Origin of the sequence: Legionella pneumophila subsp. pascullei, assembly GCF_900637585.1 — a bacterium.
Lineage (GTDB): Bacteria > Pseudomonadota > Gammaproteobacteria > Legionellales > Legionellaceae > Legionella > Legionella pascullei.
In genome coordinates, this window is sequence record NZ_LR134380.1 from 3,307,154 (window position 1) to 3,332,977 (window position 25,824).

A 25,824-nucleotide genomic window follows, 5' to 3' on the forward strand; every position below is an offset into this window, starting at 1 on the left:
TCAAATTCCTTTCACAAAAACATATGAATTGCGGTGGTAATTAAAATCACGATAAATCCATATCTTAAATAATTTACGGGTAAAAGATAATTTAATTTAGCCCCAAATGGTGCAATCAAACTACTTGGAATTGCTACCCCTAAAACTGCTGGCCAATATATATATCCTGTGGAATACGATATTTTTGTCATGTCTAATGTGCCAGTAACCATAAACATAATTGTACCCACTAGACCAACTGCAAAAGTGCCCAAATTGGATACTGCAGCAATTTTTCTGACTGGAACTCCACAATAGGTCAGATAAGGGATAATGATGACTCCTCCTCCAACCCCTAATAAACCGGATATCGAACCTATTGAACTACTGACTAAAGTATTGAGCCAATATCCCGGAAATTTATCAGTGTGGCTCACTCGGACATCAAGAAGCATTTTCATAGCTACGCCAAGCAAGAACAGTCCAAATATTATTTTCAATAAATGGGTTGGAATAACAGAGGCCATTATGGAACCTAAAATAGTACCAAGAACCAAACCCGGACATAACTTCTTAAAAAGGGGTAAGAGTATCTCATCCATTTTATTATGTGCTTTTAAGGATGCATAAGAAGTAAAAATCATCACCGCCAGTGAACAACCTGCAGCGACATGCATAAGGATATCTTCTGGAATCACCTGCGAGTGTTGAAAAATATAGACGAGTCCTGGTACCACAATAAGCCCGCCACCAACGCCCAGAGCACCCGCCATTATTCCTGCAAAAGCACCAATAATGATGTAAATCACTCCATTAATCAGTAACTCACCGGATATCATGACTTCCCTGCTCTGATTAATCCCCCTAATCCTTCCTCTTCTAGAGCCTTTTGCAAATGAAATCGTATTTCAGCAGGATGTTCAAATTCCAAAACTTCTGCCAGAATTTTACGGGCATTCGCGATAGCAAAATTGCGAATAACCCATTTCACCCTGGGTAAACTGGCGGAATTCATGCTTAAGGTGTCAAAACCCATAGCAATTAACAAGATCACCGCTAAAGGATCGCTGGCCATTTCGCCACAAATACTCACCTCAACACCAGCTGCATGCCCTCCTTCGACTATTTTTAGCAATGTACGCAACATGGCTGGATGCAAGGGATCATAAAGTGCGGCAACTCGGGCGTTATTTCTATCCACAGCCAATAAATATTGAGTAAGATCGTTACTACCCACCGAAATAAAATCTACTCGTTTCGCCATTTCTCTTGCCAGATAAGCAGCGGCAGGCACTTCAATCATCACACCAATTTTGGGTTTTACTATTTCGCACCCCTCTTCCACCAGCTCTTCAAATGCCTGTTCAATCAAATAAACGGCTTCCTCTACTTCGCTAAGCGTAGTGACCATAGGCAACATGATACGTAAATTATCCAGTTCCTCACTAGCACGCATCATGGCACGAACCTGAATCAGGAAGACATCTGGATGATCAAGAGTTATCCTTATTCCACGCCATCCTAAATAAGGGTTTTCCTCTTCAACTGGAAAATAAGGTAGAATTTTGTCTCCACCAATATCCAGGGTACGCATAGTTACCAAACGTGGAGCAAAGGCCTTGAGAGTCTGTCTGTAAATAATGGTCTGCTCATCTTCTGAAGGGAATCGATCTCGACTCATAAATGGTACTTCTGAACGGTATAAACCAACTCCTTCAGCGCCAACACTCATTGATAAACCGGCATCCATTGCCAATCCGGTATTGACTTGCAAAGAGACTCTGTAGTTATCAGTAGTTTCCGCTGGTTTATCACGCAAGCTTACCAGGCTTTGGTTTAATTCCTGTTCTTCTTGAGCTAATTGCTTAAATTCCGCTAATAATGATTTGGAAGGAGAGATATAAACATGTCCATAATAGCCATCAACAATCAAAGCCCGACGCGATACCAATTCTACTTTTAATCCTCTCAACCCCATCACAGTAGGTACACCGAGAGCTCTCGCTAAAATAGCAACGTGGGAGTTATTGGAGCCTTTAGCTGAAACGACACCAGCCAATTGCCCTTCTGGAACTTCTGCCAGAGCGGCAGCAGTAATTTCTTCTCCTATTAAAATGGTTCTCTTCGGATAAACAATTTCTTCTCTTTGGGTACGTTGTAATTCCGCCAAAACTCTTCGGCCCAAATCACGGAAATCGCTGGCTCGTTCGCGCAGATAATCATCGCCCATGCTTTCAAATTGCTGCACGTGTTTCTTGATCACTGTAGCCAGGGCAGCTTGAGCGCTGATTTTCTCTTCACGAATCACATGCTCTACTTCAGCACCCAAGCTATCCCTATCCAAAATTCTTAAATACACATCGAATAAAGCATGCTCTTCCTCAGCAACAGTTTCTTTCATGCGTTTACTTAAACGCCTGATATCATCTCTTGTCGTTTCCAAAGCTTCATAGAAGGCATTGATTTCGTCTTCCAATTCTTCAACTGGATTACGAGGAACAGCATCAATATCTGCAGGTGGGTACACAACCACAGCTGTACCAATTCCTATACCAGGAACACTTCCAATTCCGGTAAGAGCAGTATAAGCTGCTTCAACCTTGTCTACGCCAATCCCCTTTTTGGGTTGCGTCAACTCGGCCAACTCACCTGTTGCCTCTGCATGAGCAATAATCCCGCCCAATTGAGCAGCCAAGGTAATAAGAAATGATTCTTCAGCATCATCAAAATGACGTTGTTCAAGCTGTTGAACAACTAAAACACCGTATAATTTTCTGTGTTGAATAATAGGGACGCCTAAAAAGGCGTTCAGGTGATCTTCACCAATTAATGGATTATGATAAAAATCTGGATGAGATGGCGCATTTTCTATATTGATAGGTTCCTCTCTTCGTCCTATCAATCCGATAAGGCCGCAATCAAGAGCAATTCTGACTCTAAACTCCGCCTGTTTGTTCAAACCTTCCGTGGCTATCAGTACGTATTCGGCATTTTTATTATCAATAAGATAAACGGAAACAGCCTCGGCATTAATGGCTGTATTGATACGTTGTACCAAAATGCCTAGTGCTTCTTTTAAATCACTGGCAGCGGTAACATCTTGTACTATCCGTTTAAGTATTTTAAGCATCTAAGCTCTTTGATTACCTCTTTTACGTTTTAAGCCATAAGGCGTACGGCGTTCTTTTTTTAACAAAGGCTCTAATTCTTTTAGCGCTTGAATATAGACCTGTCTCTTGAAAAAAATAACTTGTTGCTCGGGCTCATGAAAATCCACCCATCGCCAGCTATCAAACTCGGGAGAATCGCTCAAATCCAATCTCACTTTTTGCTCATTTGTTATAAGCTTTAACAAATACCATTTTTGTTTCTGGCCTATAACCAGAGGCTCACTGCCATGTCGCAAGTATTGTTTGGGCAGTCTATACTTTAGCCAACGCCTGGTTGAACCCAATACTTCAACATCACCTTTATCCAACCCCACTTCCTCATGCAATTCACGATACATTGCTTGCATAGCCGTCTCGCCAGGCGCCAAGCCACCTTGCGGGAATTGCCAAGCGTCATGCCCGCTTCGTCTTCCCCAAAAAACTCTATCGGAATCGTTGACAAGGATAATACCTACATTCAAGCGATAACCGGCACGATCGATTACCATGATGTCACTGCTTAGAATAAACCGTTAATAATTTGATTTTTCCACAAAGTACAAGAGCTTACAATTAAATCTGCAAATATTATTTGGACTAATTTAGTCTCTGTTTTTATATTGCATTTTCTGAGCTATTATAGAACAAAAATTACCCATTATAATGTGACATTTTCATAGAGTCGTAACATGACTGCTAATACCCTCGAAACCAGTGGTCTTACTGTACTTAATAATATCATACATTTTCCTCCCCTAATCGTCGCAGCTCGGTTTTAGCATGATACAACCAATCATTAAGAAGCAAATAATAAAATAGCAGCAAATTAGTTGTTATTGGTATTGCCAAGTTTTCGCTATACTTACCGAAACAATAACAACACTTTGATTATAAATCCGTATGAAAAAACGAGTTTTAATTATCAATACTGGTGGCACAATCAGTAGCATAAAATCATCTCATGGTTATGAACCCTCACCAGGATTCATTCAAAAAGCACTCACAGAAATTCCTGCATTAAAACATAAAGACATGCCTGACTACGTTATCAAAGAATATCAGCCGCTGCTTGATTCTTCTAATATGACCGTCACGGAATGGAACAGGATTGCCAGAGATATTGCTCATGAATACGAACAATTTGACGGATTCGTTGTTTTGCATGGCACCGATACCATGGCTTATACTGCTTCTGCTTTATCATTTATGCTGGAGTATTTGGGAAAACCCGTTATAGTCACTGGTTCACAGATTCCTTTATCCGAGATTCGTAATGATGCGACAGATAATCTCATTACCTCCCTGTGGCTTTGTGCTCATCAACCTATCCATGAAGTATGCATCTATTTCAACCAACATTTGTTTCGAGGCAACCGCACCCAAAAGATTAGCGCCCAACGCTTCAATGCCTTTGATTCGCCCAACTACCCACCTTTGGCATCCATTGGTATCGATATAGAACTACATCAACATCGTTTATTGCCACGCCCCAAAGCGCCGTTTCATCTACAAACCATTACTCCCCACTTTATAGCGAATTTCCGCCTGTTCCCGGGGTTTGCCTCTGACGTTCTTGAATACATTTTAAATCAACCATTACGGGGTTTAATCCTTGAAACCTATGGGGCTGGTAATGCCCAAAACAATGATCCCAAATTTTTACATTTACTAAAGAAAGCTTGCGACAGGGGGGTTATTATTATTAATTGCACCCAATGCCATCAGGGAAAAGTGGAAATGAATCAATACGCAACAGGTCATACTTTAAAAGAAGCAGGCTTGATTAGCGGTCATGATATGACCCCTGAAGCGGCTCATTGCAAATTGCTGTATTTATTAAGCAAGAATCTGGAAATCCCTGAAATCAAAAAACTGATTGAAACCAATTTGTGTGGAGAACTGCAGGTTTAAGAACGAGGGATCTCCTTACTCCAATAAAAATATCATTTGGAGACCTCTCGCATAGATCGGTGCCTGAAAAATCAACCCATACCCATTACATTCCAATATTCCCAGAGAGTGACTTACAAGGAATGAGTTTGATCAGATAAATGCTCCTCATCCTCTTCCTCTGTTGCCTCTGTTTTTTTTACATCTGATGGTTTGCTTTCTTCTTGCTTTGTCGTTGTTTGTTTTACCACCGGCCTTTCAAATTGGCTTTCCGTCATTCCTTGAATGGTGCGAACAGCCGTATTAAATTCAACTCCAAATCGACCTTCTCCTGAACTAAACCAATCCGATGGCGTAACCACAGAAACACCCCAAAAGCTTAAACCAGGAAGCGAAAAGCCTTTGTCTTTCTTGATTGCGTTTTGATTGTCCTGGGCAAGATCTTGCAACACTTGTAACGCTCTTTTTCTTTGTTCTTCCAAATTGTGGGTTGGATTAATTCGCTCGCTTAATGCTTGCAGTCTTACTGCCAATTGTCCTTCTTTTTTGGTTCGGATTTCGTAATCGATCCCTGTTCTGGGACTAAAAATTTCATCACCGAGATAGATAGCAGCATGGTAATAGACAATGTTTTCAGGTGTTTCTGTATAAGCTTTATTTAACAGATCAAAATCAAATTTCTTTAGTTTGCCAAGAAAATCGTTGGAATGATTTTTCAAATTATTGAGACAAGTTACAGACTCTCCTTTATCTCTGGGTTCCCCATAGGATTCTCTTATGGATTGAATTTGTATTCGGGCAGTATCTATCAATGTATTGATTGACAGCAAATCCGCTTCATCATTGCCTGTATCTTTAAAGAGAACGATACTTTCTTCAAGTTTATCAATGACATTTTTTTGATCGATTGATAATTTTGTATTATAGCCAAGGGTTTCTGACTTCCATTTCAAATTGGCGGATAACTCACTCAATTTTTCCTTTATTAATTTCTTTAAAACCTTTAGAAATATATTCATTGCTCTACTCCTTTAACTGCAACTTATTTATCATATAGCTCTTTACATCATTCATAACATTGGGGCAGACTGTTTAAATCAGCACCGATTATGATATTTAACTTAGGAAAACACAAATCACATGAATTTACAAATTATTATTTTAGCCGCAGGGCAAGGTAAAAGAATGTATTCGGATACGCCCAAAGTTCTTCACCACCTAGCTGGCAAGCCGATGCTAACCCACGTTGTGGAAACTGCTCGACAGCTAAGTCCCAGTGCAATCCATGTTATTTATGGTCATGGTGGTGAACAAATTAAAAATTCACTCCCCGACTTACCTGTTCATTGGGTGCATCAGGCCGAGCAACTAGGGACTGGCCATGCCGTTTTGCAAGCCATGCCCCATATCCCCCACGATGCACATGTTCTGGTTTTGTCTGCTGATGTTCCCTTAATTCAAGTGGAAACCCTTCAATCACTAATTGAATGCAGCCAACTTCAACACCCAGATCATTCCGTATTAGCACTCCTGGTTGCAGAACTTGAAAATCCAAGTGGTCTTGGGCGTATTGTCAGAAACAACCAAGGTGAAATTTATAGCATTGTAGAAGAAAAGGATGCAAATGAGCAAGTAAAGAATATAAAAGAAATTTATTCTGGAATTTGTTGCACTTTGGCAAGTAATCTGAAGAAATGGTTGCCTCAACTAAGTAATGACAATGCACAAAGCGAATATTATTTAACTGAAATTATCTCATTGGCTGTACAAAATAAAACACCTATCACGTCATTAACAGCTAAAAATAATTTTGAAGTCCAGGGCGTCAATAATCGCCAACAACTTCAGCAACTGGAGCGCATCTGGCAACAAAGAATGGCTAATCAACTCATGGAAAAGGGTGTCACCCTGGCGGATGCCAACCGTTTTGATTTGAGAGGTGAGTTATATTGTGGCAAAGACGTCTATATTGACATTAATTGCATTTTTACAGGCAAGGTAGTTTTAGGTAATGGCTGCAAAATTGGTCCAAACTGCAATCTGACTAATGTCACATTAGGCGATGGATGTGAAATTTACGCTAATAGCGTATTGGAAGGCTGTCATATCGCAAATGACTGCCATATAGGTCCTTTTGCCCGCTTGCGCTCAGGAACGCAATTGGCTTCCCATTGTAAAATTGGCAATTTTGTGGAAACTAAAAAAGCGATTTTCGATGAAGGCACAAAGGCTAGTCATCTCAGTTACTTAGGGGATGTCCTATTAGGGAAAAATGTAAACGTTGGTGCTGGAACCATTACTTGTAATTACGATGGGGTTAATAAACACCAAACAATTATCGAAGATGGTGTTTTTATTGGGTCAGATACTCAATTGGTCGCCCCGGTTACAGTGGGCGCTAATGCGACAATAGGAGCAGGAAGTACCATACGCAAGAATGTGCCACCCGATGAGTTAACATTAACCGAATCCCGACAAAAAACTGTCTATGGCTGGAAAAGACCCATCCAAAGGAGACAGGATTAAATAAAAGGGGACAGGAATAGCTTCTGCTGTCATTATTTTTGTCATTGTCCTTATTAGAATTGCCTTACGCCAGGTTGTAGGGGTTGTCGTTCCAATTTGGGCAATTATGGCAACAGGAGCCATTGTAGTTTTGCTCTGTCAACAGATAACTCCTTTACGCGCTTTTACTGCCGCTATTCATAATCTAAAAGATTAAACCTTTTGCTTAATTCCTCTCTTCTTGCACAACTAATGAATAATTTCTTTCCAAGATCTTGCACATCCATAAAATAAGCGGGAGAGAAATGACTGCCATCAATAATTTGTATTGCCAAACACTTACCGCTAAATTAATAATTTGCTCATAAGGATAAATGCCACCATAAAGAAGACTGTAATCAACCAGGCATAATAATGAGTTGACTGAAATATTAGCGATTAATATCCGCAAGGATCGGTTAATTTTCCATTTTGAATACTTCAAATAGTGCAACAGCATTGCATTACCAAGAAAAGTAACAAATAAAGACAGCGACGCTGCGGATAACCTGCGTGGCATAATGTAATGATAAAAAGGATTCAAATTAAAAAAAGGAGGTGAAGGTAAAGCAACACTCCCCATCAATAACATGTCAAAAATAAATTGCGCTGCAAGAAGAGCCAATGCCAGTTTTAAATTAGTACGGTAACCCCACAATTCACCTACGATAGTACTAATAATGATGGTAATGGGAAAGAAAATACAACTGGCAGATAAAACCATGTCTTTATTTATTGCGATCATTCGATACTCACAGGCCAGACAGACCAATATCACGGTCACTGCGAAGCAAATCAAATATTGATAAATTGGAAAAAATGTTACTTCTGAGGATTCAATTAACGCTTTGTGTTTATATTGTTTGTCGTTCAACAAAAATGTTAAATAAACCACTCCAATGATTAGGAGTAAAAGAGAAGAGATCATGAATGAATCGATAAAAATTTGTTTGAAACTATGAGCATGGGGAGCGGAAAATAATAAATAAAAGTCCAGGCAAAAGAAACTCACTCCTCCCAGCAAAGCTAGTAATACACATTGCTTTGGGGTTGATAAAACCCTGTTAGTTTTGGTACAAAACAATAAATGAGGCAAATAAAAACTGAGTGCGAAAGCAATAGTCGTAGCAAAAAATTTCTTTGGTATTTCTTCAAAAATGACTTGATAGGCTGGATTATCATGCATGTATTCAGCAGCTGGTAAATTCACCAGCACATAAACCCCAATACAAAACATGTATAAAGTCATCAAACAAATATTAAGTAAATGGCGTTGCTCCTTGAAGGTACAATTTCTCAATGCAAATAAAAATAACGCGGCAATGACGGGACAAATCAAACTGTTGATTGCAAATACGAGCCCCCCAAGCAGAATAATTTTAAAAGAAACATTAATTAATAATATCAGACAAGTTATCATACTCACGGCGATGAATAGAAACCCTGGTGATTGTTGGGGTGATAGCGATTGATTCATGCGACAAGAGCTTCCATAGTATATAACAACTCATTCTACCTTATTGATAGATACTGACTATAGTGGGTTAATTCTTTATGATTTACTTGGGAGTGTGAACAACTTCCCTATAAGCTTCAAATAATAATTGCCCTTTATTAAGCTAATCAGGTCGCAAATATAGCATCATCGCCCTTTGCATAGCAAGATAAACGAGAACAGTCAACTATCGACTTAAACAATGACTAAATGATACGTTAATAAAAAATTCATAGACTGAGATCATTTCATGAATGTTCATAAAACAAAAGCTTCAGCAAAAACAGGTTTGCTACCGGGAACTGCCGTATATATAGGCGAACACCCACCGCAACCGACCCAAATTATTATACATATTTATGACAAAAAACATTATAAGAGATTAGACACCTTCGACGCTCAACAAGTGAAAAAGGCTTACGAAGCTGGGCATAATATTTGGATAGATATTTCAGGTCTTGCAGACCTCGGAAAAATTTCTAAAATTTGTTCCCAATTCAACATACACCCCTTGGTTATTGAAGATTTGCTTAATACCAAGCAAAGACCTAAACTGGATATAATAGACGATTATATTTTTGTTGTTTTTAGATTATTACAATCCCCTCCCAATCATTTAACTTATAATACAGAACAATTTTGTTTAATCATTAAACAGAAGCTTTTACTGACATTCAGAGAATCTGAAAAATATAATTTATCTTCTATTTATCAACGTCTTAATGGAGAGCATTCTTTAATCAGAGAATATGGAAGTGATTATTTGACCTATCTTATCATGGATTATATTGTTGATGATTATTTCAACTTTGTTGAAACCTCAGCCCAACTGCTTGAAACTTTAGAAGATCAATTAATAAACAAGCCTGAAACGATTAAGCTACAAACTTTATACGCCATCAAAAGAAGGACAATTACCCTTAGAAAAATCATTCCCCCTTTAAGGGATATTGTCCATTTGTTACTTACTGATGATGGAGGGTTAATCAATAAAAAACATAATCTTTATTTCCGAGACTTATATGACCATTGTATTCGCCTGGTAGAGTCGATCGACTTACACAGAGAAATGTCGGCAAGTATGCTGGAAATTTATCTGTCTACTATTAATAATCGCATGAATGAATCCATGAAAATTCTGACCTTGTTTGCCAGTATTTTCATTCCCTTAACTTTTATTGCAGGGGTTTATGGAATGAATTTTAAATTTATGCCAGAACTTAATTGGCGATATGGTTACCCTGTAATTCTGGGTACCATGGTTTTTCTGGCAATACTCATGCTGTATTTTTTTAAGCGAAAAAAATTATTTTAAGTGCAGTAAGCGCCTTGTTTACAGCCAGCATAATATCATCGATAAATGCGGGCAGTCGTCTTGTCGGGCAACAATACCCTGTTGCCCTTATGTCGAAATAACCCGGAAAATCTTATTTTGTCATGCTAAGCTCTGTTATTGCATCCTTTTCTTGATCTGTGTTAACCCTGCGTTTCCTGGTTGAAAATAAACTATCAGGGCTAATAGTCACAACAACTCCAGGTTGAGGTTGAGATCTGACAGGAAGCAAGCTCTTGGCTGGCACCACTTCTTTCGTATCTTTTTCCACAATTAATTGCTGGGGAGAAACTATAGGTCCCTTTTCAACGGATATTGGAGTAGGCTCAAGAGGGGTTACACCATTTAAAGCCAGATTGGAACCCGTAATTAATTTTGGTTCACCTTTGATATTATGTCTTTCAAACCATAATTTGAATGCGGTAGCCAGATTCCAGAAATCTTCTTCTTTGCTTAACATTAAAACAAAGCGTGTTACTTTTTTAGGGATTCCAAATTTGAGATTGATGGCGGCTGCAACAGTTTTTGGTGCCCATGCCAAAGTAGCCATCGTTTTGGTTTTCCCAACTCCCTCAACAAATTCAACAGCAGAAATAGCTCCTGATCGTATAGTAGGCCAATACATAAATACAATTGGATCATTGATTAAACCATTAGCACCCCGAAAAACAGGGGGTAAAACCAAAACATAAGCTTTATCTATGGCTTTGCTAAAAAACCCGGGAGTTTTTTTCTTTTCCTTCTCCAAATCCATATTTAATACCATAGTGCCAAATTTTAGAGCGGGAGATAGTGGAATTAAGGGCTCAGCATCTTTATCAGGTTTGAAATCAATGGGTATTCTTTTAATTAAGCCAGAAAATATGACATCCGCTACAAAGCGATTAACACGTTCATAAATATTAAACGGATCAAAAGACGAGGCTTTGTCTTTCAAACCTGATTTGGGTAACTCCATATGCGCAGCAACATTAATATGCAACAGTAGCAATAAATGGCGCAAGGCTCTGTAATATAAAAACGGGGGCATGCCTACAGTTGATTCCAATGCCTTATCCATTAACATACTTGTCGCTTCAAACGTTAATCCAAACCCTAAAACAGACTCTGGTTTCATTGCCAAATATTTATGACGCTCACACAACTCTGGTGTAGTCAACCGAATAATATAGCGACCATTGAAATATACTCTTAATACTTGTGAGAGAGGCTCACCTACATAAGGGATTAAACTAACCCCATAAGTCAGTGCATCATTACCCATTAAAACAAGAGGCTCTCTTCCCCAACCTTTAATTTTACGTTTATAGTTACAATCCAATTCATCACAGATAGAAGGAGGAAGTGATTTTTTATTTGAATTAAATGAGGAAGGGCCTAAAGAGTCAAGAACCGCAACGTGGGCTACCGTTTGGACTCCTTGCCGCCAGGTGTAAGCTCTGACAAGATAACTCGTTAGAGTTAATCCCGATAAAAAAAGAGAATAAGGGGCATACCATGAAGCATCCTCATCATAGCCTTCTCTGAAATAATTTTGTGCCGTATTGTTTGCAAAATTTAACGCAACTAATGGCAAAACATCGTTAACAAGAATGTAACCCATTCCATAGGCAATTTTCTTTGCTTGAGGATTGTTAACCAAGGTAGGGACAGCATCACGCAGTGCTATTGCCTGCTCTAAAACTTGAAAAGTTGTATTTGCGGTATAGCTAAATAAACCAGTCGTGATTTTTGACAAAGAGGCGTTGTTCCAAACCCATTTTGAACCTTCCCACAGACTTGACCCAATTGTTTTGACTCCGTTTACCACCGATGAAAACCACTTCATAATGCTCTCCTGCAACAGCGGAATTTCATTTTATGAGTAAAAATTGAGAAATACCAGAGGGAAAAAGCGCTTTTCTTGAACTTTATTGAAATATTTTATAAGAGCTGATGGTCAATTGAACTTTTCTGTTTTAACTTTGCTTCATTATGGACTTATTCTTAAAGCAAATTCTTGTTTGTATATTCGCAAAGATCTTCGATGATGCAAGTCCTGCAATGTGGTTTACGTGCTGTACAGACATAACGGCCATGTAATATTAACCAGTGATGAGCATCATGTAAAAATTCATGGGGCACCTTTTTTAGTAACTCCTGCTCAACCGCCAGAGGCGTATTACCCTTCGCTATTCCGATCCGATTAGCTACTCTGAAAATATGCGTATCAACAGCTATAGTTGGCTGACCAAATGCTGTATTCAAAACCACATTTGCAGTTTTTCGGCCCACACCAGGCAATGCTTCCAACGCCTCTCGCTGCTTAGGAACTTGTCCTTCATGCTGACCAATCAGTATTTCACAGGTTTTCATGATATTTTGTGCTTTGCTGTTATAAAGGCCTATGGATTTAATGTACTCTTTTACCCTGTCTAATCCCAAATCCAGTAAGGTTCGTGGGGTATTGGCCACTTGGAATAGTTGAGCTGTTGCTTTGTTCACACTGACGTCTGTTGCCTGGGCTGAAAGCATGACGGCAATTAATAGCTCAAAAGGGGTACTATATTTCAATTCAGTTGTAGGATGAGGGTTTTGTTTTTGCAAACGTTTGAAAATTTCTCGCACCTTTTGTTTATTCATAGGTTTTTTTCGCTTTTACCCGAGCCAGAGCCTGAAGAATATAACTTTGTTTTGCCTGTACGTCTTGAGTATGATCTGAAAGTTTCTTTCTTTCCCTGTATATTTGCTGTTTTTCATGCTCATCACGCAACTGGCGCATTTGTTTGGCATTATAACGCTGACGAGCCAAATCCTTATCATATCCAGTCGCAGGCAAACTAACCATCTCGATGCAATCAACAGGACAAGGGTCCACACACAAACCGCATCCGGTACACTCATGAGTAATAATGGCGTGCATTAATTTACCACTACCAATAATTGCATCCACAGGACATGCTTTGATGCATTTAGTACAACCGATGCATTCTTCCTCGTTGATAACAGCAACTGAGGGAGCTCGAGTACTTTCTATTGCTTCCTTCAAATAAGGAGACGAATCAACATGCAGTAATTTTCCCAAAGCTTTTACAGTTTCTACACCGCCAGGTGGACATTTATTAATTGGAGCCACCCCTTGGGCAAGCGCTTCGGCATAAGGCAGACAACCTGCATAGCCACATTCCCCACACTGGGTTTGCGGCAATAACGCATCAATTTCTTTAACAGAAGCCATTACTTCACCTTCATACCAGGAAGTGCTCCTGCATCAGGTTGTAGTAAATAAATTCCCTGGCCATCCCCTGCCGCCAATACCATGCCTTCAGAAACGCCAAAACGCATAGTGCGGGGCTCCAGATTAGCAACCATTACTGTCAAACGCCCAATCAATTCTTCGGCATCATAAGCCTTTTTTATTCCGGCAAAAACCTGTTTTTGAGTATCACCCAAGTCTAAACTCAAGCGCATTAATTTATCAGCTCCTTCCACAGGCTCAGCATTGACAATTTTTGCAATCCGTAAATCCACTTTGGCAAAGTCCTCGATACTGATTAAGTTATCTCTCTCAACCGAGGTATTTTCTTTTGCCGGAGAAGTCGCCAGGGATTCCTTACTTTGAACCAACATTGCTTCAATTTTTTCTTTTTCTACTCTGACCATCAAAGGCTTAAAGGTGTTGATACGATGGTTTAGCAAAGGAGTATCGACAGAATTCCAATTTAAAGGCTCTGAATTTAAAAATTCTTCTGACGCTTTGGCCATCATCGGCAAGACTGGTTTTAAATAGGTTATTAAAATGCGGAATAAATTGATCCCCATTGTACATATCGCATGGACTTCCTCTAATTTACTTTCATCTTTAGCCAATACCCAGGGTTTATTGGCATCGATGTATTGATTGACTTTGTCGGCACAATCCATGATTTGTCGTATCGCCCGTGCATAATCTCTTGAAACAAATGCGTCAATCACAGACTCTCTAGCACCCAGTAACTCTTTGTATAGTTTCGGATCACTTAACTCTTGACTCAAACGATTATCAAAGCGCTTATTAATAAAACCAGCGCATCGACTTGCAATATTCACTACCTTCCCGACCAGATCAGCATTCACTCTATTGACAAAATCATCAAAATTCAAATCCAAATCATCTACGCGTCCATTCAATTTGGCAGCGAAATAATAACGCAGATATTCAGGATGCAAGTGAGCCAGATAAGCGCGGGCTTCAATAAAAGTACCGCGTGATTTGGACATTTTCTGCCCTTCAACCGTTAAAAATCCATGGGTATACACGGCAGTAGGTGTCCTGAAACCGCTGGCAGCCAACATGGCTGGCCAGAACAAAGCATGAAAATAAACAATATCTTTGCCCACAAAATGGTATAATTCTGCTTTTGAATCCTTATCCCAAAACTCATCAAAAGAAACGCCACGCTCATCGCAATACTTTTTAAAGCTTGCCATATAGCCTATGGGAGCATCTAACCAAACGTAAAAATATTTATCGGGGACTCCTGGAATAGGGAATCCAAAATAAGGCGCATCGCGAGAAATATCCCACTGCTTTAGACCTGCGTCAAACCACTCACTAAGCTTATTCGTTACTTCAGTTTGTAAATGTCCTTTTCTTGTCCAGTCCTTAAGTAACTCTTCATAACGAGGCAAATCAAAAAAATAGTGCTCTGATTCTTTTTCTACGGGACTGGCACCCGATATGACAGAAACTGGGTTAATCAAATCTGTCGGCGAATAAGTGGCACCACAAACTTCGCAATTATCACCATACTGATCTACAGCAGCACATTTGGGGCAAGTTCCCTTCACATACCTATCCGGTAAAAACATTTGCTTTACAGGATCATAAAATTGGCGAATTGTTTTCTTAACGATATCACCGCCTGCTTGCAATCGTTCAAATATAATAGTTGCCAATGCCTGATTTTCAGGTGAATGCGTGGTATGGTAATAATCATAATCAATAGCGAACGCTTTAAAATCCTTTTCATGACTTAATTTGATTTCGGCAGTTAATGCCTCTGGAGTAATTCCCAGTTGCTCTGCCTTGAGCATAATGGGAGTTCCATGTGCGTCATCCCCACAAACGCTAATACATTGAATACCCAACATTTTGTGAGTACGGACCCAGATATCTGTTTGAATATGCTCAACCAAATGCCCCAAATGCAAATGCCCGTTAGCATAAGGTAAGGCACTGGTCACCAACATTTTTCGTTTACTAGTCATAGTTATAGAATACTCATCACCTATAATAAAGCGGCTAATTATAACGCAAAGACAATTGAAATGCTGCAACAGAAAACAGGTTTTTATTAGTGGTTATCTATTGGGCGTTAAATTTTGCTGGAACGTTCTGGTAATTTAATTACTACTTATTCTCTTATAATTTGCTAATATCAAAGGGATTACGAAAGACCTCAAAGTCAAGGCAAAAAATGTTTGTAATGAGGGAGTTTAGATATACTAAATGACTGAATTAAAAAATTTTTTAACAAAGTGATTGGGGTTTTTCGTAAATCCTGATCAAATTAAATTTTCAACGAGTGAATACACATGGTCAACAACCCAAGACTTATCATAGGCATCAGTGGCTCATCAGGCATAATCTATGGGATTAGACTATTACAAGTCTTGCAAAAATTACCTATAGAAACGCATTTGGTCATCAGTAAAGCAGGGCAACTGACCCGTGCTTATGAAACAGATATTAGTGCTGCTGAACTCAAAGCCTTAGCAGATGTCTATCATCCCTGCACTGATCTGACTGCATCCATTGCCAGTGGCTCATTTAAAACTTTGGGCATGATCATCGCGCCTTGTTCCATGAAAACCTTAGGCGAAATTGCGCATGGAATCAGCAGCAACCTGTTAACCCGGGCGGCTGATGTCGTTCTTAAAGAGCGCAGAAAACTGGTGCTCTTACCGAGGGAAACGCCTTTGCATCTTGTTCATCTGAACAATATGGTCTGTATTACACAAATGGGAGGCATTATCTGTCCTCCAGTACCCGCTTTTTATAATCACCCGCAAAACATAGACGATGTAATTAATGATACGGTTGGAAGAGTACTCGATTTGTTTGATTTGGATTGTGGATTGGTGAAACGCTGGGGGGAAACATAAAAAAACGCGGCTAAAGCCGCGTTTTTTAATTACCACTTGCTTGTAATACTTTGATATTACTTGGAGCCAGTGAGAGATATGTTGGAAGTTGGGTTCTCAACCACTTCAGGAGCAACATCCTTGGGTTGTACAAATACATTAGAAGTATGAACAGGCTCTTCGTCTTCAGAGCTTGAACTGGAAAGTTTTGGTGCTTCTTGCTGAGAACCTTTGTTCAAACCACTGAATTGGTTTCTACGTACTTCATCAAAGGTCTCATCGTTAACGGGCTTAAATTCTGGGTTGTCAGAAGGCTTTTTGCTACGCAAGTTAGAGATGCACTCTCTTAATGCGTTGAAGGCATTAACAACGGTAGCGCCAAGATAAACGCCAGTAGTGGTTAAAGCAGCAGCAACACCAGCTGTAGCAGCAACTTGAGCAGCGTAGCCAGCACCAACTACTGAAGCGATTGAAACACCAAAAACAGAGAAATTAACCACAGCAGCCAAAGCAGCAGGCCAGAAAGCAACTGTTAAAGCAACAGCACCTGCAACAACTAAAGAAGACCAAAATGCCACTGAAATTGCTTTTTGGTGATTAGAAATGAAATTGGCAACGCTGGTTCCCAAGTATTTAACAGCATCCAGAGTCAAACCAATCAAACCACGGTTTCTTACATAGTTACCTTCTTCATCTTGAATATAGTTACCGCGTTTGTCTTTTGCATAAGAACCTAAAAATAGGTTAGTTAAACCAGAAAAAACGGCTGCTGGCAAATAAAATACGCCAGTTGCAAATTGTTTCAATGTCATTTTTTTACTCCAAGGTTATAAATCGGAGCAGATTGTAGCAACCCATTTCCTAAATGTGAATTAATTGTGTGCAATATGTTGTTACAAAAGTGTAAAGTAAGTTCATTTTATTGTCTTCATCTCAATAAAATTTATGCTACGATTACAATAAAATTTATAAATTTTTAGATTCTTAGTTCTCTCATTTCATAACCTGCATCAGGAGCATGAGGGTTTGAATCGGTCGAAAAACTCAATGGATTTGGCCTGTCTTCAGTAGAATCACTAGAAGTATAATCGTTAAATTCTTCATCCACCTCGACTTCACAGGATTCATCGGGTTCTCTCTCCAAATGATCCATTAAATAACGGTAAGTATCCTCTTCATTGATCTCGATTTGATGTTCTTGCGTATGACCAAAGTATGAATACACATGTTTGGCAATACTAATAGATTGTTTCCATGCCACCAGGCCACCTAAAATTGTTCCAAAAGCAGCGCCAGTGACAATACAGCCAAGGGTCAGCACCGCGAGAGGAAGATGTAATGACGTTAAAAAGGCCAATGGCGCCATTCCAAAAATACTTATGCTTGCAAATGCCGCCAAAACCGGTGGGAAGAGCAGAGCCAGGAAAGTAACACCCAGGCCAACAATAGCCGATCCAATCAAGAGCATTGTCAAATAGCTCTTGTTATTTTTATACCATTCTTTGATTTTATCCCACATAAAAAACTCCAAACCAAAATTTCAGGGATTATATCATTAATTTAACTGTATGGGTTAAATATGAACATATTTTTGATATCGAGTGGGATCGTCTACTCCAGCACTCTTAAAACCCCGCTTTCTAAAAGTGCAGCTGTCACACTGTCCACAAGCTTCTCCTGCTTCATTCGCTTGATAACAGGAAACTGTTAATCCGTAATCAACACCAAGCTCGATACCTAATTGAATAGTCTGAACTTTACTGAGATGTTGCAGAGGAGCATGGATAGTAAAGCGATCGCCTTCAATCCCTGCTTTCGTCGCCAAATTTGCCAGAGTTTGAAAAGATTGAATAAACTCTGGGCGACAATCAGGATAATGAGAATAATCAACAGAACTGGCACCTATAAAGATATCTCTTGCATCAATCGATTCGGCATAGCCTAAAGCCATAGCCAAAAAAATAGTATTCCGGGCAGGAACATAGGTGACAGGTATTTCTGTACTTTCTTTGAATTCAGGTACTTCAATAGATGAATCAGTCAAAGCGGACCCACCAAATAAAGCGGTATCCAGGGTAACAATTTTATGTTCAGCCACTTTCATATGCTTCACTATTCGCGTTGCAGCACACAGTTCTGCGGAATGCCTCTGGCCATAAGAAAAACTTAATGCATAACAAGCAAACCCCTGAGATTTAGCCAACGCCAGACAAGTCGTTGAATCCAAACCGCCAGAAAGCAAGACGACAGCTTTTTTCATAATGCAAAACCTCAAAAAATTGGAACAATTGCTTGCTCTTAAAAATTCCTGCTAAAATGCAGGCCAATTATGCCACAATATGGAATGTGATGACGACTCCTCTTTATCCAATAATTCTAGCCGGGGGCTCTGGCACTCGACTATGGCCTTTATCAAGACAAAATTTCCCCAAACAATTTTTAAAATTAAATGGCGAATTGTCTTTAATTCAACAAACCATGAAAAGAGCAATGGGATTGCCTGGTCATCAAACCATTATCGTAAGCAATGATGCTCATTACTTTATCTGTCAGGATCAATTGCAAGATTTTAACGTCCAAACCACTTACTTGCTTGAGCCTTGTGCAAGAAATACAGCCCCGGCAATAGCTTGTGCAGCCCATTATTTAGCAAATACAGTAGGAAAGGATGCAGTCATGCTGGTCTTACCCTCGGATCACTGGATAGCCGATGATGACACATGGCTGGCAGCCATGTTAGAAGGAGGACAATTTGCCTCAGAAAACAAAGCGATAGTGACATTTGGCATAAAGCCTGATAGCCCCAAAACCGGGTATGGTTATATTGAGGCCGGTCATACTCTATCCAAAGACATAAAGCACGTTTTGAGTTTTAGAGAAAAACCAGACGCTCAAACTGCTGCGCAATTTGTCAGTAACGGGAATTATTTTTGGAATAGCGGCATGTTCATTTGTCGTGCAGGGGTTTATCTTGAGGAGTTAGAACAATTTGAAGCTGAAATCTACCAATTCAGTCAAAAAGCACTTACCCTTGCCCAACATCATCATGATTTTTTGCGTCTTGACCTGGATTGTTTTTCTCAATGTAAAGAAGAGTCTATTGACTATGCCATAATGGAAAAAACAGATAAGGCCGTTGTAATACCCATTTCCATACAATGGAGTGATCTGGGCTGCTGGACCGCTGTTGCTGACGCGAACAAACAAGACGAGCAAGGCAATACTCTCATTGGTAATGTCATCGCTCAAGACAGTCACAATTGTCTCATTAATAGTGAAGATTTGTTAGTCACAACCGTTGGGATTCAGGATCAAATTATCGTTGCAACCAGTGATGCAGTATTAGTTGCTGATAAGCGCTATTCGCAACAAGTGAAAGATTTGGTTCACTCCTTACGTAAAGATCATCCGCATTTAACTCAAGATCACCAACGCGTTCCCAGACCATGGGGATATTATGAAGTGCTGGCTGAAGGCGCCTCATTTAAAGTAAAACGCCTTATGGTTAAACCTGGTGCAAAACTCTCTTTACAAACACATCAGCATCGGGCTGAACATTGGGTTATCGTTGGCGGTGAAGCAGAGGTAGTTAATGGAAACCATACGTTCATATTATCAAAAAACCAATCCACCTACATTCCGAAAAACACTTTGCATCGATTAAGTAATCCGCACAAGGAACCGCTTTATGTTATCGAAGTACAGAGTGGTTCTTATCTAGGCGAAGACGACATCAAACGCTTCGATGATATTTATTTAAGAAAGGAAGTTGAACTGGCAGAGTGATGTCTATTTAAAATAGTCCTCTTGATTCAGTTCATCATGATTAGATTTCTTGTGTAACCTGCAAATCGACTTACCCCTATTCCTGCAAATTTTAGTATCAATACTGTAAAGCCAATCGCATTCATCTTGTACCTAAAATAAATATTGTGTTATAAAAAAGAACAATCTTACTTTTTATAGTATCATTTATATAGGTAATTAACAAAAATTAAAATAGAGATGACTTTATGGCAACCAGTAGTTTAATTCTTCAATCTTACTTGAAAACCATCCAAACAGATGAGAAATCTGAACTACGCTATGAAGACAAAGTAGAAGAACTTCTTGAATACAATAGCAAAGCCAAAGGAGGCGATTTTCTAGCGCCACTGAGTTTTTATCTGCCCATTATAGAAAATACTGATGAAGTCATGCTTCGCTATATGAGTGAAGAAAACAAGAAGAAAGTGATACGAGACTTACAAGTTGCCTACTTACTTTTACTCACGCAAAAAAAATACGAAGAAGAACATCAGAAATATGAAAACATAAAAACCTATGCGCAGCACATTAAACGATGTGAAGAACTGATAGACTACCTCAATTATAATCAAGTCTGCAAAGAACAAAAAAGAGCGCCCTCTCCAGAACATGGCTATGCCAGCGATGGTTATCCAGTAAAATACTTGAGCATTTTTCTGGGTAAAGAACTGGCAGAGATGATAGTCGACTCCATGGATCGCAAAACCAAAACCATCAAAGAATCAATGGGCTGGTTTAATGAAAAGCGTTTATATTGGGTTTGGGCATCCAGCTTGCTTAAAGTGATACTCGCTGCATTACCGGATGATTTTTTCAATGTCGGTCAGGCAACCCAAGTAGTCAAAGCACCCGACCCCTATACTGGGACCCTGAGTTGGGCTTTGTATTATTTTCGCTTTTCCCTCAATATGTTTTTGTTACTCAAACACACGATTAGTGGCCCATGGATGAGCGAGAGGGAAAAAAGGACACCCTGGACAGAACGATTCCTCACCCAGTGGGATCAAAGAAAATTCACCTTACTTAATGACTCTGTCTGGGCAACAGGAAACTTAATTTGCTTTTTCTGGCTTACTGGCAAGGGAGCTCTTGGAACCTGGGGTGATGTATTGACTTTAGCACTGCTAGTCTTTGACATCAGCCTGGCTATTTGGGATTACGAAGAGCAAAAAACTCGCCACTACAAAGAAATGTTAGCGTATGAGGAAGACATTAAAAAATTAAAGCGGTTAATCAGCAAGGCAGAAGAAGAACCCGGAAAAGAGCATGAAAAGCTCAGAAGAATAAAAGAATACGAATTGCAATTGCAAGGTTTAATGCGAGCGCAAAAAGAATCTGAAAGAAATTGGGACCTGCAAAAAGTCAGTTTATACACCGGTATAGCTTACGCTGTCGGACTCATGCTCGCTTTTGCATTACTGGCTGCCCCTTTCTTCCCTATCTCCGGACCGGCTTTACTGGCAATCACTATAACAGGCGCTGTGCTTTGCCTGGCTTTTACCGTAATTTACAATGGAGTGAAAGGCGGCATGGAAGTCTATAAAGCACATTGCTCTGCCAAGGAAGCAAAAGAGGGATATGATGACAAGGTTGAATTATTTAAACTCTTATTGAAAAAAAATCCCGCTCTGGATGATGATGAAAAAAAATTTCTCTTCCTTGAAATCAAAAAATTAAAGGCAGAAACAGAATACCAGAAACAGATGGTTGTTTTTCAAACCATGCATTTGCTACGCTCGGTGATTTTGGAATCGTTTATACCAGCCGTTGTTTTTGCCAGCTTTGTTTTTTTACCGTTAGGAATTGGATTTGCCGTCCTGGGCGCCACAATTGGTGTTGCCTTGGCAACCAACTTAATGATTAATACTGCTTTCAAACCTGCGAAAAATGAAGTCAAAGCCTTTGATAAAAAAGAATATGAGGCTTTTTGTAAAGACCCAGATAATTGGAATAAACCTTCCAAACCAAAGCAAGGGTTCTTTCAGCCTAAAGAGAAAAAACCTCTTTTAGATACCGTCGTTGCAAAAACACAGGAAAAAGAAAAGGACAAGCTTGACCTGCTGGGAGATACGAGTAGTCAACCCCTGTTGTTAAGTAGTAAAAATAATCCCAGAGCATAATCTTTATTACATCTTGGGACAATTGCCAAAAAAGTGTATAATTGCACATTTTTTTATATATATTGGCTTTGATCGTTCTGCAAAAGATCCAAAAATCCAATTTAGAATTTTGGCATAACTAATGGTTAAACATGAATCTTGAACAATTATATGATGTCATAGTCGTTGGCGGAGGGCATGCTGGTACAGAAGCAGCACTTGCAGCAGCACGCCTGGGTGTAAAAACCTTGTTATTGACCCATAACATAGACTTGCTTGGACAAATGTCCTGCAATCCAGCCATAGGCGGCATTGGTAAAGGTCACCTGGTGAAAGAAATTGATGCCCTTGACGGAGCAATGGCTAAAGCCGCCGATCAGGCTGGGATTCAATTTCGAATTCTTAATGCCTCAAAAGGACCTGCAGTTCGAGCCACCCGAGCACAAGCTGATCGCGTTTTATACAGAAAAGCCATTCGCACGCAATTGCAATCACAGGCTAACTTAACCATATTTCAACAAGCTGTTGATGATTTGAAAATGGAAGGCGGGCTGGTTACAGGTGTCGTAACCCAAATGGGGCTCACTCTCAAGGCTCGTGCTGTTGTATTAACAGTAGGGACTTTTCTGGGTGGCAAGATTCATGTCGGTATGAACCAATACGCAGGAGGCAGAGCAGGGGATCCCCCATCCATAGCGTTATCTAAAAGCTTGCGCGATTTGGATTTACCGGTAGGGCGTTTGAAAACAGGAACTCCTCCTCGAATTGATAGACGAACTATTGATTTTAGCCAGATGGTAGAACAACCAGGTGATACCCCGGTTCCAGTATTTTCCTACTTGGGAACGGCAAGCGACCATCCTCAACAAGTACCATGCCATATTACACATACTACAGAAGCAACTCATGACATAATAAGAAACAATTTGGATAAATCACCAATGTATGCCGGAGTGATTGAAGGAGTTGGACCTCGTTATTGCCCTTCGATAGAAGACAAAATTGTTCGCTTTGCTGACAAAACATCTCACCAGATTTTTGTGGAACCGGAAGGTTTGACAACTGAAGAAATATACCCTAATGGAATTTCTACCAGCCTTCCCTTCGAGGTACAAGTACAATTTGTGCGCACCATTAAAGGTTTTGAAAATGCCCACATCACCAGACCAGGCTACGCCATCGAGTATGATTATTTTGATCCGCGTGGATTAACCTCATTTTTGCAAACCAAAGCAATTCCTAATTTGTTTTTTGCCGGGCAAATCAATGGCACAACCGGATATGAGGAAGCGGCAGCACAAGGAATTATTGCGGGCATGAACGCTGCCTTACAAGTCAAGGACCAAGAGTTGTGGTGTCCGCGCAGAGATGAGGCCTACATAGGTGTACTTATAGATGATTTGATTACTTGCGGGACGCAAGAACCCTATAGAATGTTTACTTCAAGAGCAGAATATCGTTTGCTATTACGTGAAGATAATGCCGATTTAAGGCTGACTGAGAAAGGTCGACAACTTGGCCTCGTAGGTGATGCACGATGGGACAGCTTTTCCAAAAAGCGTGAAGCGATTGAATCCACTCAAACTTTGTTATACAACAGCTGGGTGAGAGTCCATCATAATGATCTGTTTAAAGAAACCCTGCTTAATCCCATGCAGCACGATTGCCGCGCTGTTGAATTTTTGAAGCGACCAGAGATTAACTACCAGCACCTTTTAATGATGGATGATTTGAATTTGCCTGAATTGCCACAAGAAATAACAGAGCAAATTGAAATTCAGAATAAATACGCAGGGTATATAGACAGGCAGCAACAAGAAATTGAGAAATTGCGCAAGCATGAAAATACCTTGCTCCCAGAGACTTTGGATTATAATGACGTCGTTGGTTTATCAAGTGAAGTCATTCAAAAATTAAACCGGATTAAACCAACTTCCTTGGCTCAAGCCGGGCGGATTTCTGGCGTAACACCTGCAGCCCTCTCTCTTTTACTTGTTCATCTGAAAAAGAGCCGGCTTCCAGTATGACAGATAACACAAAAATAAGATTGTTACTCGAAGAAGGTTTAGCAACGTTTAAACTGGATTCTATCGGCGATCTCTTGTTGCATTTTTTGCTCCTGCTCAATAAATGGAATAAAACATATAATCTCACCGCAATACGCGATATTGAAACCATGGTCAGCAAGCACCTGTTCGACAGCCTGGCTGTTTTACCCTGGATAAAAGGAAATCATATTATCGATGTGGGTACTGGACCTGGGTTACCGGGTATACCTTTGGCTATTGCCAAACCTGACCTGCAATTTGTATTATTGGACAGTAATGGGAAAAAAGTTAATTTTCTCAATGAAGTAAAACGTCAACTCAATTTAAAAAATATTGAACCGATACAAATTCGAGTAGAGAACTACCACCCAAACCAAGGTTTTGATACAGTAATAAGCAGAGCATTCAGCAGTCTCGAACAAATGATAAAATGGACTCAACATCTTGTCGCTCAAGATGGTTTTTGGTTAGCCATGAAAGGGCGGTTTCCGGATACTGAATTGGTTCCGATTCATCAACAATACCGAGTTGAGAGATATTCTGTCCCCGGTATCGAGGGAGAGCGTTGCTGCGTGCTTATTAACAACACGAACAAGGAATAATTATGGCGAAAGTCATAGCCATTGCCAATCAAAAAGGTGGAGTAGGTAAAACAACCACAGCCATCAATTTATCTGCATCTCTTGCCGCATCCAAACAGCAAGTTTTGCTGATCGATTTAGATCCTCAGGGTAATGCAACGATGGGTAGTGGGGTAGATAAAAGGCAGTTGGTTCACACAACCAATGATGTCTTGTTACGTGATTGCCTGGCTGAGCAGGCATGCCTTGCTACAACTTGTGGATATGATTTAATTCCCGGTAACGAAGATTTGACTGTTGCAGAAGTCAGCCTGATGGAGCGCAATCATCGGGAAACTTTCTTATTCAAAGCATTACAACCTATCCAGTCCAATTATGATTTTATTTTAATTGACTGCCCTCCTGCTTTGAATACATTGACTATTAACGCCTTTGTCGCTGCTGACTCCGTTTTGATACCCATGCAGTGTGAATACTATGCTTTGGAAGGATTGGCTGCCTTGTTATCAACCATCGAGCAAGTGAAATCGACAGTGAATTCACGTTTGCATATCGAGGGCGTCCTTCGTACCATGTATGATGCACGCAACAGATTATGTGCCGAAGTATCCAAGCAGTTATTAGAGCATTTCCCTGCAAAGGTTTATAGGACTGTTGTACCACGCAATGTAAGACTGGCTGAAGCGCCAAGTCATGGAATGCCGGCTTTGCAATATGATAAATCCTCACCGGGTGCAGCAGCCTATATGGTTCTCGCTGCCGAAGTGATAAGTAAACAAACTGTAGCCAGTTAA

Annotated in this window: 21 protein-coding genes; 9 read left to right on the forward strand and 12 right to left on the reverse strand. The window is 39.9% G+C overall.

Going from position 1 to position 25,824, the window contains the following annotated elements; all coding sequences use genetic code 11:
- Positions 1–11: 11 nt before the first annotated feature.
- Genes EL201_RS14870 through EL201_RS14880 form a run of 3 tightly spaced genes read right to left on the reverse strand, consistent with a single transcriptional unit; the run spans position 12 to position 3,637 of the window.
- Positions 12–818, reverse strand: coding sequence for a sulfite exporter TauE/SafE family protein (locus EL201_RS14870; RefSeq protein ID WP_027222988.1), 807 nt, complete (start codon positions 816–818; stop codon positions 12–14).
- Positions 815–3,109 (reverse strand): phosphoenolpyruvate--protein phosphotransferase, encoded by a 2,295-nt coding sequence (ptsP, locus tag EL201_RS14875; protein WP_011947751.1) that lies wholly within the window; start codon positions 3,107–3,109, stop codon positions 815–817. The genes EL201_RS14870 and ptsP overlap by 4 nt, the downstream gene beginning before the upstream one ends.
- Positions 3,110–3,637, reverse strand: a complete 528-nt coding sequence (locus EL201_RS14880) for an RNA pyrophosphohydrolase (RefSeq protein WP_027222989.1) — start codon at positions 3,635–3,637, stop codon at positions 3,110–3,112.
- 391 nt (positions 3,638–4,028) lie between these two features.
- Between EL201_RS14880 and ansA the strand changes: the two genes are divergently transcribed.
- Positions 4,029–5,039 (forward strand): asparaginase, encoded by a 1,011-nt coding sequence (gene ansA / locus EL201_RS14885; protein ID WP_027222990.1) that lies wholly within the window; start codon positions 4,029–4,031, stop codon positions 5,037–5,039.
- 113 nt (positions 5,040–5,152) lie between these two features.
- Here the strand turns inward: ansA and EL201_RS14890 are convergent, their stop codons facing one another.
- Entirely contained in the window at positions 5,153–6,037 is an 885-nt protein-coding gene (locus tag EL201_RS14890; protein WP_027222991.1) for a lpg2874 family Dot/Icm T4SS effector, read from the reverse strand.
- A gap of 121 nt (positions 6,038–6,158) precedes the next feature.
- Between EL201_RS14890 and glmU the strand changes: the two genes are divergently transcribed.
- On the forward strand, positions 6,159–7,544 hold the full coding sequence (gene glmU, locus EL201_RS14895; protein ID WP_027222992.1) for a bifunctional UDP-N-acetylglucosamine diphosphorylase/glucosamine-1-phosphate N-acetyltransferase GlmU: 1,386 nt from the start codon (positions 6,159–6,161) through the stop codon (positions 7,542–7,544).
- Between the two features lie 205 nt (positions 7,545–7,749).
- On the opposite strand, the gene EL201_RS14905 is transcribed toward glmU, so the two are convergent.
- Entirely contained in the window at positions 7,750–9,039 is a 1,290-nt protein-coding gene (locus tag EL201_RS14905; RefSeq protein ID WP_027222993.1) for a VUT family protein, read from the reverse strand.
- 268 nt (positions 9,040–9,307) lie between these two features.
- On the opposite strand from EL201_RS14905, the gene corA reads away from it, so the two are divergent.
- Positions 9,308–10,372 (forward strand): magnesium/cobalt transporter CorA, encoded by a 1,065-nt coding sequence (corA, locus tag EL201_RS14910; protein ID WP_027222994.1) that lies wholly within the window; start codon positions 9,308–9,310, stop codon positions 10,370–10,372.
- A 112-nt stretch (positions 10,373–10,484) separates the two neighbouring features.
- Here corA and EL201_RS14915 read toward each other — a convergent pair whose 3' ends face one another.
- The 4 genes from EL201_RS14915 to metG all read right to left on the reverse strand — a co-directional run bounded on the left by EL201_RS14915 (position 10,485) and on the right by metG (position 15,619).
- Positions 10,485–12,236, reverse strand: a complete 1,752-nt coding sequence (locus EL201_RS14915; RefSeq protein WP_080273185.1) for a lpg2879 family Dot/Icm T4SS effector — start codon at positions 12,234–12,236, stop codon at positions 10,485–10,487.
- A 140-nt stretch (positions 12,237–12,376) separates the two neighbouring features.
- Entirely contained in the window at positions 12,377–13,012 is a 636-nt protein-coding gene (gene nth, locus EL201_RS14920) for an endonuclease III (RefSeq protein WP_027222996.1), read from the reverse strand.
- Complete coding sequence (locus EL201_RS14925; protein ID WP_027222997.1) at positions 13,005–13,607, reverse strand: RnfABCDGE type electron transport complex subunit B; 603 nt, start codon at positions 13,605–13,607, stop codon at positions 13,005–13,007. The genes nth and EL201_RS14925 overlap by 8 nt, the downstream gene beginning before the upstream one ends.
- Complete coding sequence (gene metG, locus EL201_RS14930) at positions 13,607–15,619, reverse strand: methionine--tRNA ligase (RefSeq protein WP_027222998.1); 2,013 nt, start codon at positions 15,617–15,619, stop codon at positions 13,607–13,609. The genes EL201_RS14925 and metG overlap by 1 nt, the downstream gene beginning before the upstream one ends.
- Before the next feature lie 327 nt (positions 15,620–15,946).
- On the opposite strand from metG, the gene EL201_RS14935 reads away from it, so the two are divergent.
- Positions 15,947–16,516, forward strand: coding sequence for a UbiX family flavin prenyltransferase (locus EL201_RS14935; RefSeq protein WP_027222999.1), 570 nt, complete (start codon positions 15,947–15,949; stop codon positions 16,514–16,516).
- A gap of 56 nt (positions 16,517–16,572) precedes the next feature.
- Here EL201_RS14935 and EL201_RS14940 read toward each other — a convergent pair whose 3' ends face one another.
- From EL201_RS14940 to queC, 3 genes are all read right to left on the reverse strand, one after another.
- A complete protein-coding gene (locus EL201_RS14940; RefSeq protein WP_027223000.1) occupies positions 16,573–17,307 on the reverse strand; it encodes a hypothetical protein in 735 nt (244 codons plus the stop codon).
- A 164-nt stretch (positions 17,308–17,471) separates the two neighbouring features.
- Positions 17,472–18,026: a hypothetical protein gene (locus EL201_RS14945; RefSeq protein WP_080273186.1), complete on the reverse strand. Its 555-nt coding sequence runs from the start codon at positions 18,024–18,026 to the stop codon at positions 17,472–17,474.
- 42 nt (positions 18,027–18,068) lie between these two features.
- Positions 18,069–18,755 carry a 7-cyano-7-deazaguanine synthase QueC gene (queC, locus tag EL201_RS14950; RefSeq protein WP_027223002.1) on the reverse strand — a complete coding sequence of 229 codons (687 nt, stop codon included), beginning with the start codon at positions 18,753–18,755 and terminating at the stop codon, positions 18,069–18,071.
- Between the two features lie 89 nt (positions 18,756–18,844).
- On the opposite strand from queC, the gene EL201_RS14955 reads away from it, so the two are divergent.
- The 5 genes from EL201_RS14955 (at position 18,845) to EL201_RS14975 (ending at position 25,824) form a co-directional block, all read left to right on the forward strand.
- Positions 18,845–20,281 carry a mannose-1-phosphate guanylyltransferase/mannose-6-phosphate isomerase gene (locus EL201_RS14955; RefSeq protein ID WP_027223003.1) on the forward strand — a complete coding sequence of 479 codons (1,437 nt, stop codon included), beginning with the start codon at positions 18,845–18,847 and terminating at the stop codon, positions 20,279–20,281.
- Positions 20,282–20,508: 227 nt separating this feature from the next.
- Positions 20,509–22,422: a lpg2888 family Dot/Icm T4SS effector gene (locus EL201_RS14960; RefSeq protein WP_027223004.1), complete on the forward strand. Its 1,914-nt coding sequence runs from the start codon at positions 20,509–20,511 to the stop codon at positions 22,420–22,422.
- A gap of 131 nt (positions 22,423–22,553) precedes the next feature.
- Positions 22,554–24,428 (forward strand): tRNA uridine-5-carboxymethylaminomethyl(34) synthesis enzyme MnmG, encoded by a 1,875-nt coding sequence (mnmG, locus tag EL201_RS14965; protein ID WP_027223005.1) that lies wholly within the window; start codon positions 22,554–22,556, stop codon positions 24,426–24,428.
- Entirely contained in the window at positions 24,425–25,051 is a 627-nt protein-coding gene (gene rsmG, locus EL201_RS14970) for a 16S rRNA (guanine(527)-N(7))-methyltransferase RsmG (protein WP_027223006.1), read from the forward strand. The genes mnmG and rsmG overlap by 4 nt, the downstream gene beginning before the upstream one ends.
- A 2-nt stretch (positions 25,052–25,053) precedes the next feature.
- Positions 25,054–25,824, forward strand: a complete 771-nt coding sequence (locus EL201_RS14975) for a ParA family protein (protein WP_010948577.1) — start codon at positions 25,054–25,056, stop codon at positions 25,822–25,824.

Excerpts from the sequence above, each read along its gene's own strand:
- EL201_RS14870 (WP_027222988.1), bottom strand. The coding sequence starts at position 818 with ATGATATCCGGTGAGTTACTGATTAATGGAGTGATTTACATCATTATT.
- ptsP (WP_011947751.1), bottom strand. The coding sequence starts at position 3,109 with ATGCTTAAAATACTTAAACGGATAGTACAAGATGTTACCGCTGCCAGT.
- EL201_RS14880 (WP_027222989.1), bottom strand. The coding sequence starts at position 3,637 with ATGGTAATCGATCGTGCCGGTTATCGCTTGAATGTAGGTATTATCCTT.
- ansA (WP_027222990.1), top strand. The coding sequence starts at position 4,029 with ATGAAAAAACGAGTTTTAATTATCAATACTGGTGGCACAATCAGTAGC.
- EL201_RS14890 (WP_027222991.1), bottom strand. The coding sequence starts at position 6,037 with ATGAATATATTTCTAAAGGTTTTAAAGAAATTAATAAAGGAAAAATTG.
- glmU (WP_027222992.1), top strand. The coding sequence starts at position 6,159 with ATGAATTTACAAATTATTATTTTAGCCGCAGGGCAAGGTAAAAGAATG.
- EL201_RS14905 (WP_027222993.1), bottom strand. The coding sequence starts at position 9,039 with ATGAATCAATCGCTATCACCCCAACAATCACCAGGGTTTCTATTCATC.
- corA (WP_027222994.1), top strand. The coding sequence starts at position 9,308 with ATGAATGTTCATAAAACAAAAGCTTCAGCAAAAACAGGTTTGCTACCG.
- nth (WP_027222996.1), bottom strand. The coding sequence starts at position 13,012 with ATGAATAAACAAAAGGTGCGAGAAATTTTCAAACGTTTGCAAAAACAA.
- EL201_RS14925 (WP_027222997.1), bottom strand. The coding sequence starts at position 13,607 with ATGGCTTCTGTTAAAGAAATTGATGCGTTATTGCCGCAAACCCAGTGT.
- metG (WP_027222998.1), bottom strand. The coding sequence starts at position 15,619 with ATGACTAGTAAACGAAAAATGTTGGTGACCAGTGCCTTACCTTATGCT.
- EL201_RS14935 (WP_027222999.1), top strand. The coding sequence starts at position 15,947 with ATGGTCAACAACCCAAGACTTATCATAGGCATCAGTGGCTCATCAGGC.
- EL201_RS14940 (WP_027223000.1), bottom strand. The coding sequence starts at position 17,307 with ATGACATTGAAACAATTTGCAACTGGCGTATTTTATTTGCCAGCAGCC.
- queC (WP_027223002.1), bottom strand. The coding sequence starts at position 18,755 with ATGAAAAAAGCTGTCGTCTTGCTTTCTGGCGGTTTGGATTCAACGACT.
- EL201_RS14955 (WP_027223003.1), top strand. The coding sequence starts at position 18,845 with ATGACGACTCCTCTTTATCCAATAATTCTAGCCGGGGGCTCTGGCACT.
- EL201_RS14960 (WP_027223004.1), top strand. The coding sequence starts at position 20,509 with ATGGCAACCAGTAGTTTAATTCTTCAATCTTACTTGAAAACCATCCAA.
- mnmG (WP_027223005.1), top strand. The coding sequence starts at position 22,554 with ATGAATCTTGAACAATTATATGATGTCATAGTCGTTGGCGGAGGGCAT.
- rsmG (WP_027223006.1), top strand. The coding sequence starts at position 24,425 with ATGACAGATAACACAAAAATAAGATTGTTACTCGAAGAAGGTTTAGCA.
- EL201_RS14975 (WP_010948577.1), top strand. The coding sequence starts at position 25,054 with ATGGCGAAAGTCATAGCCATTGCCAATCAAAAAGGTGGAGTAGGTAAA.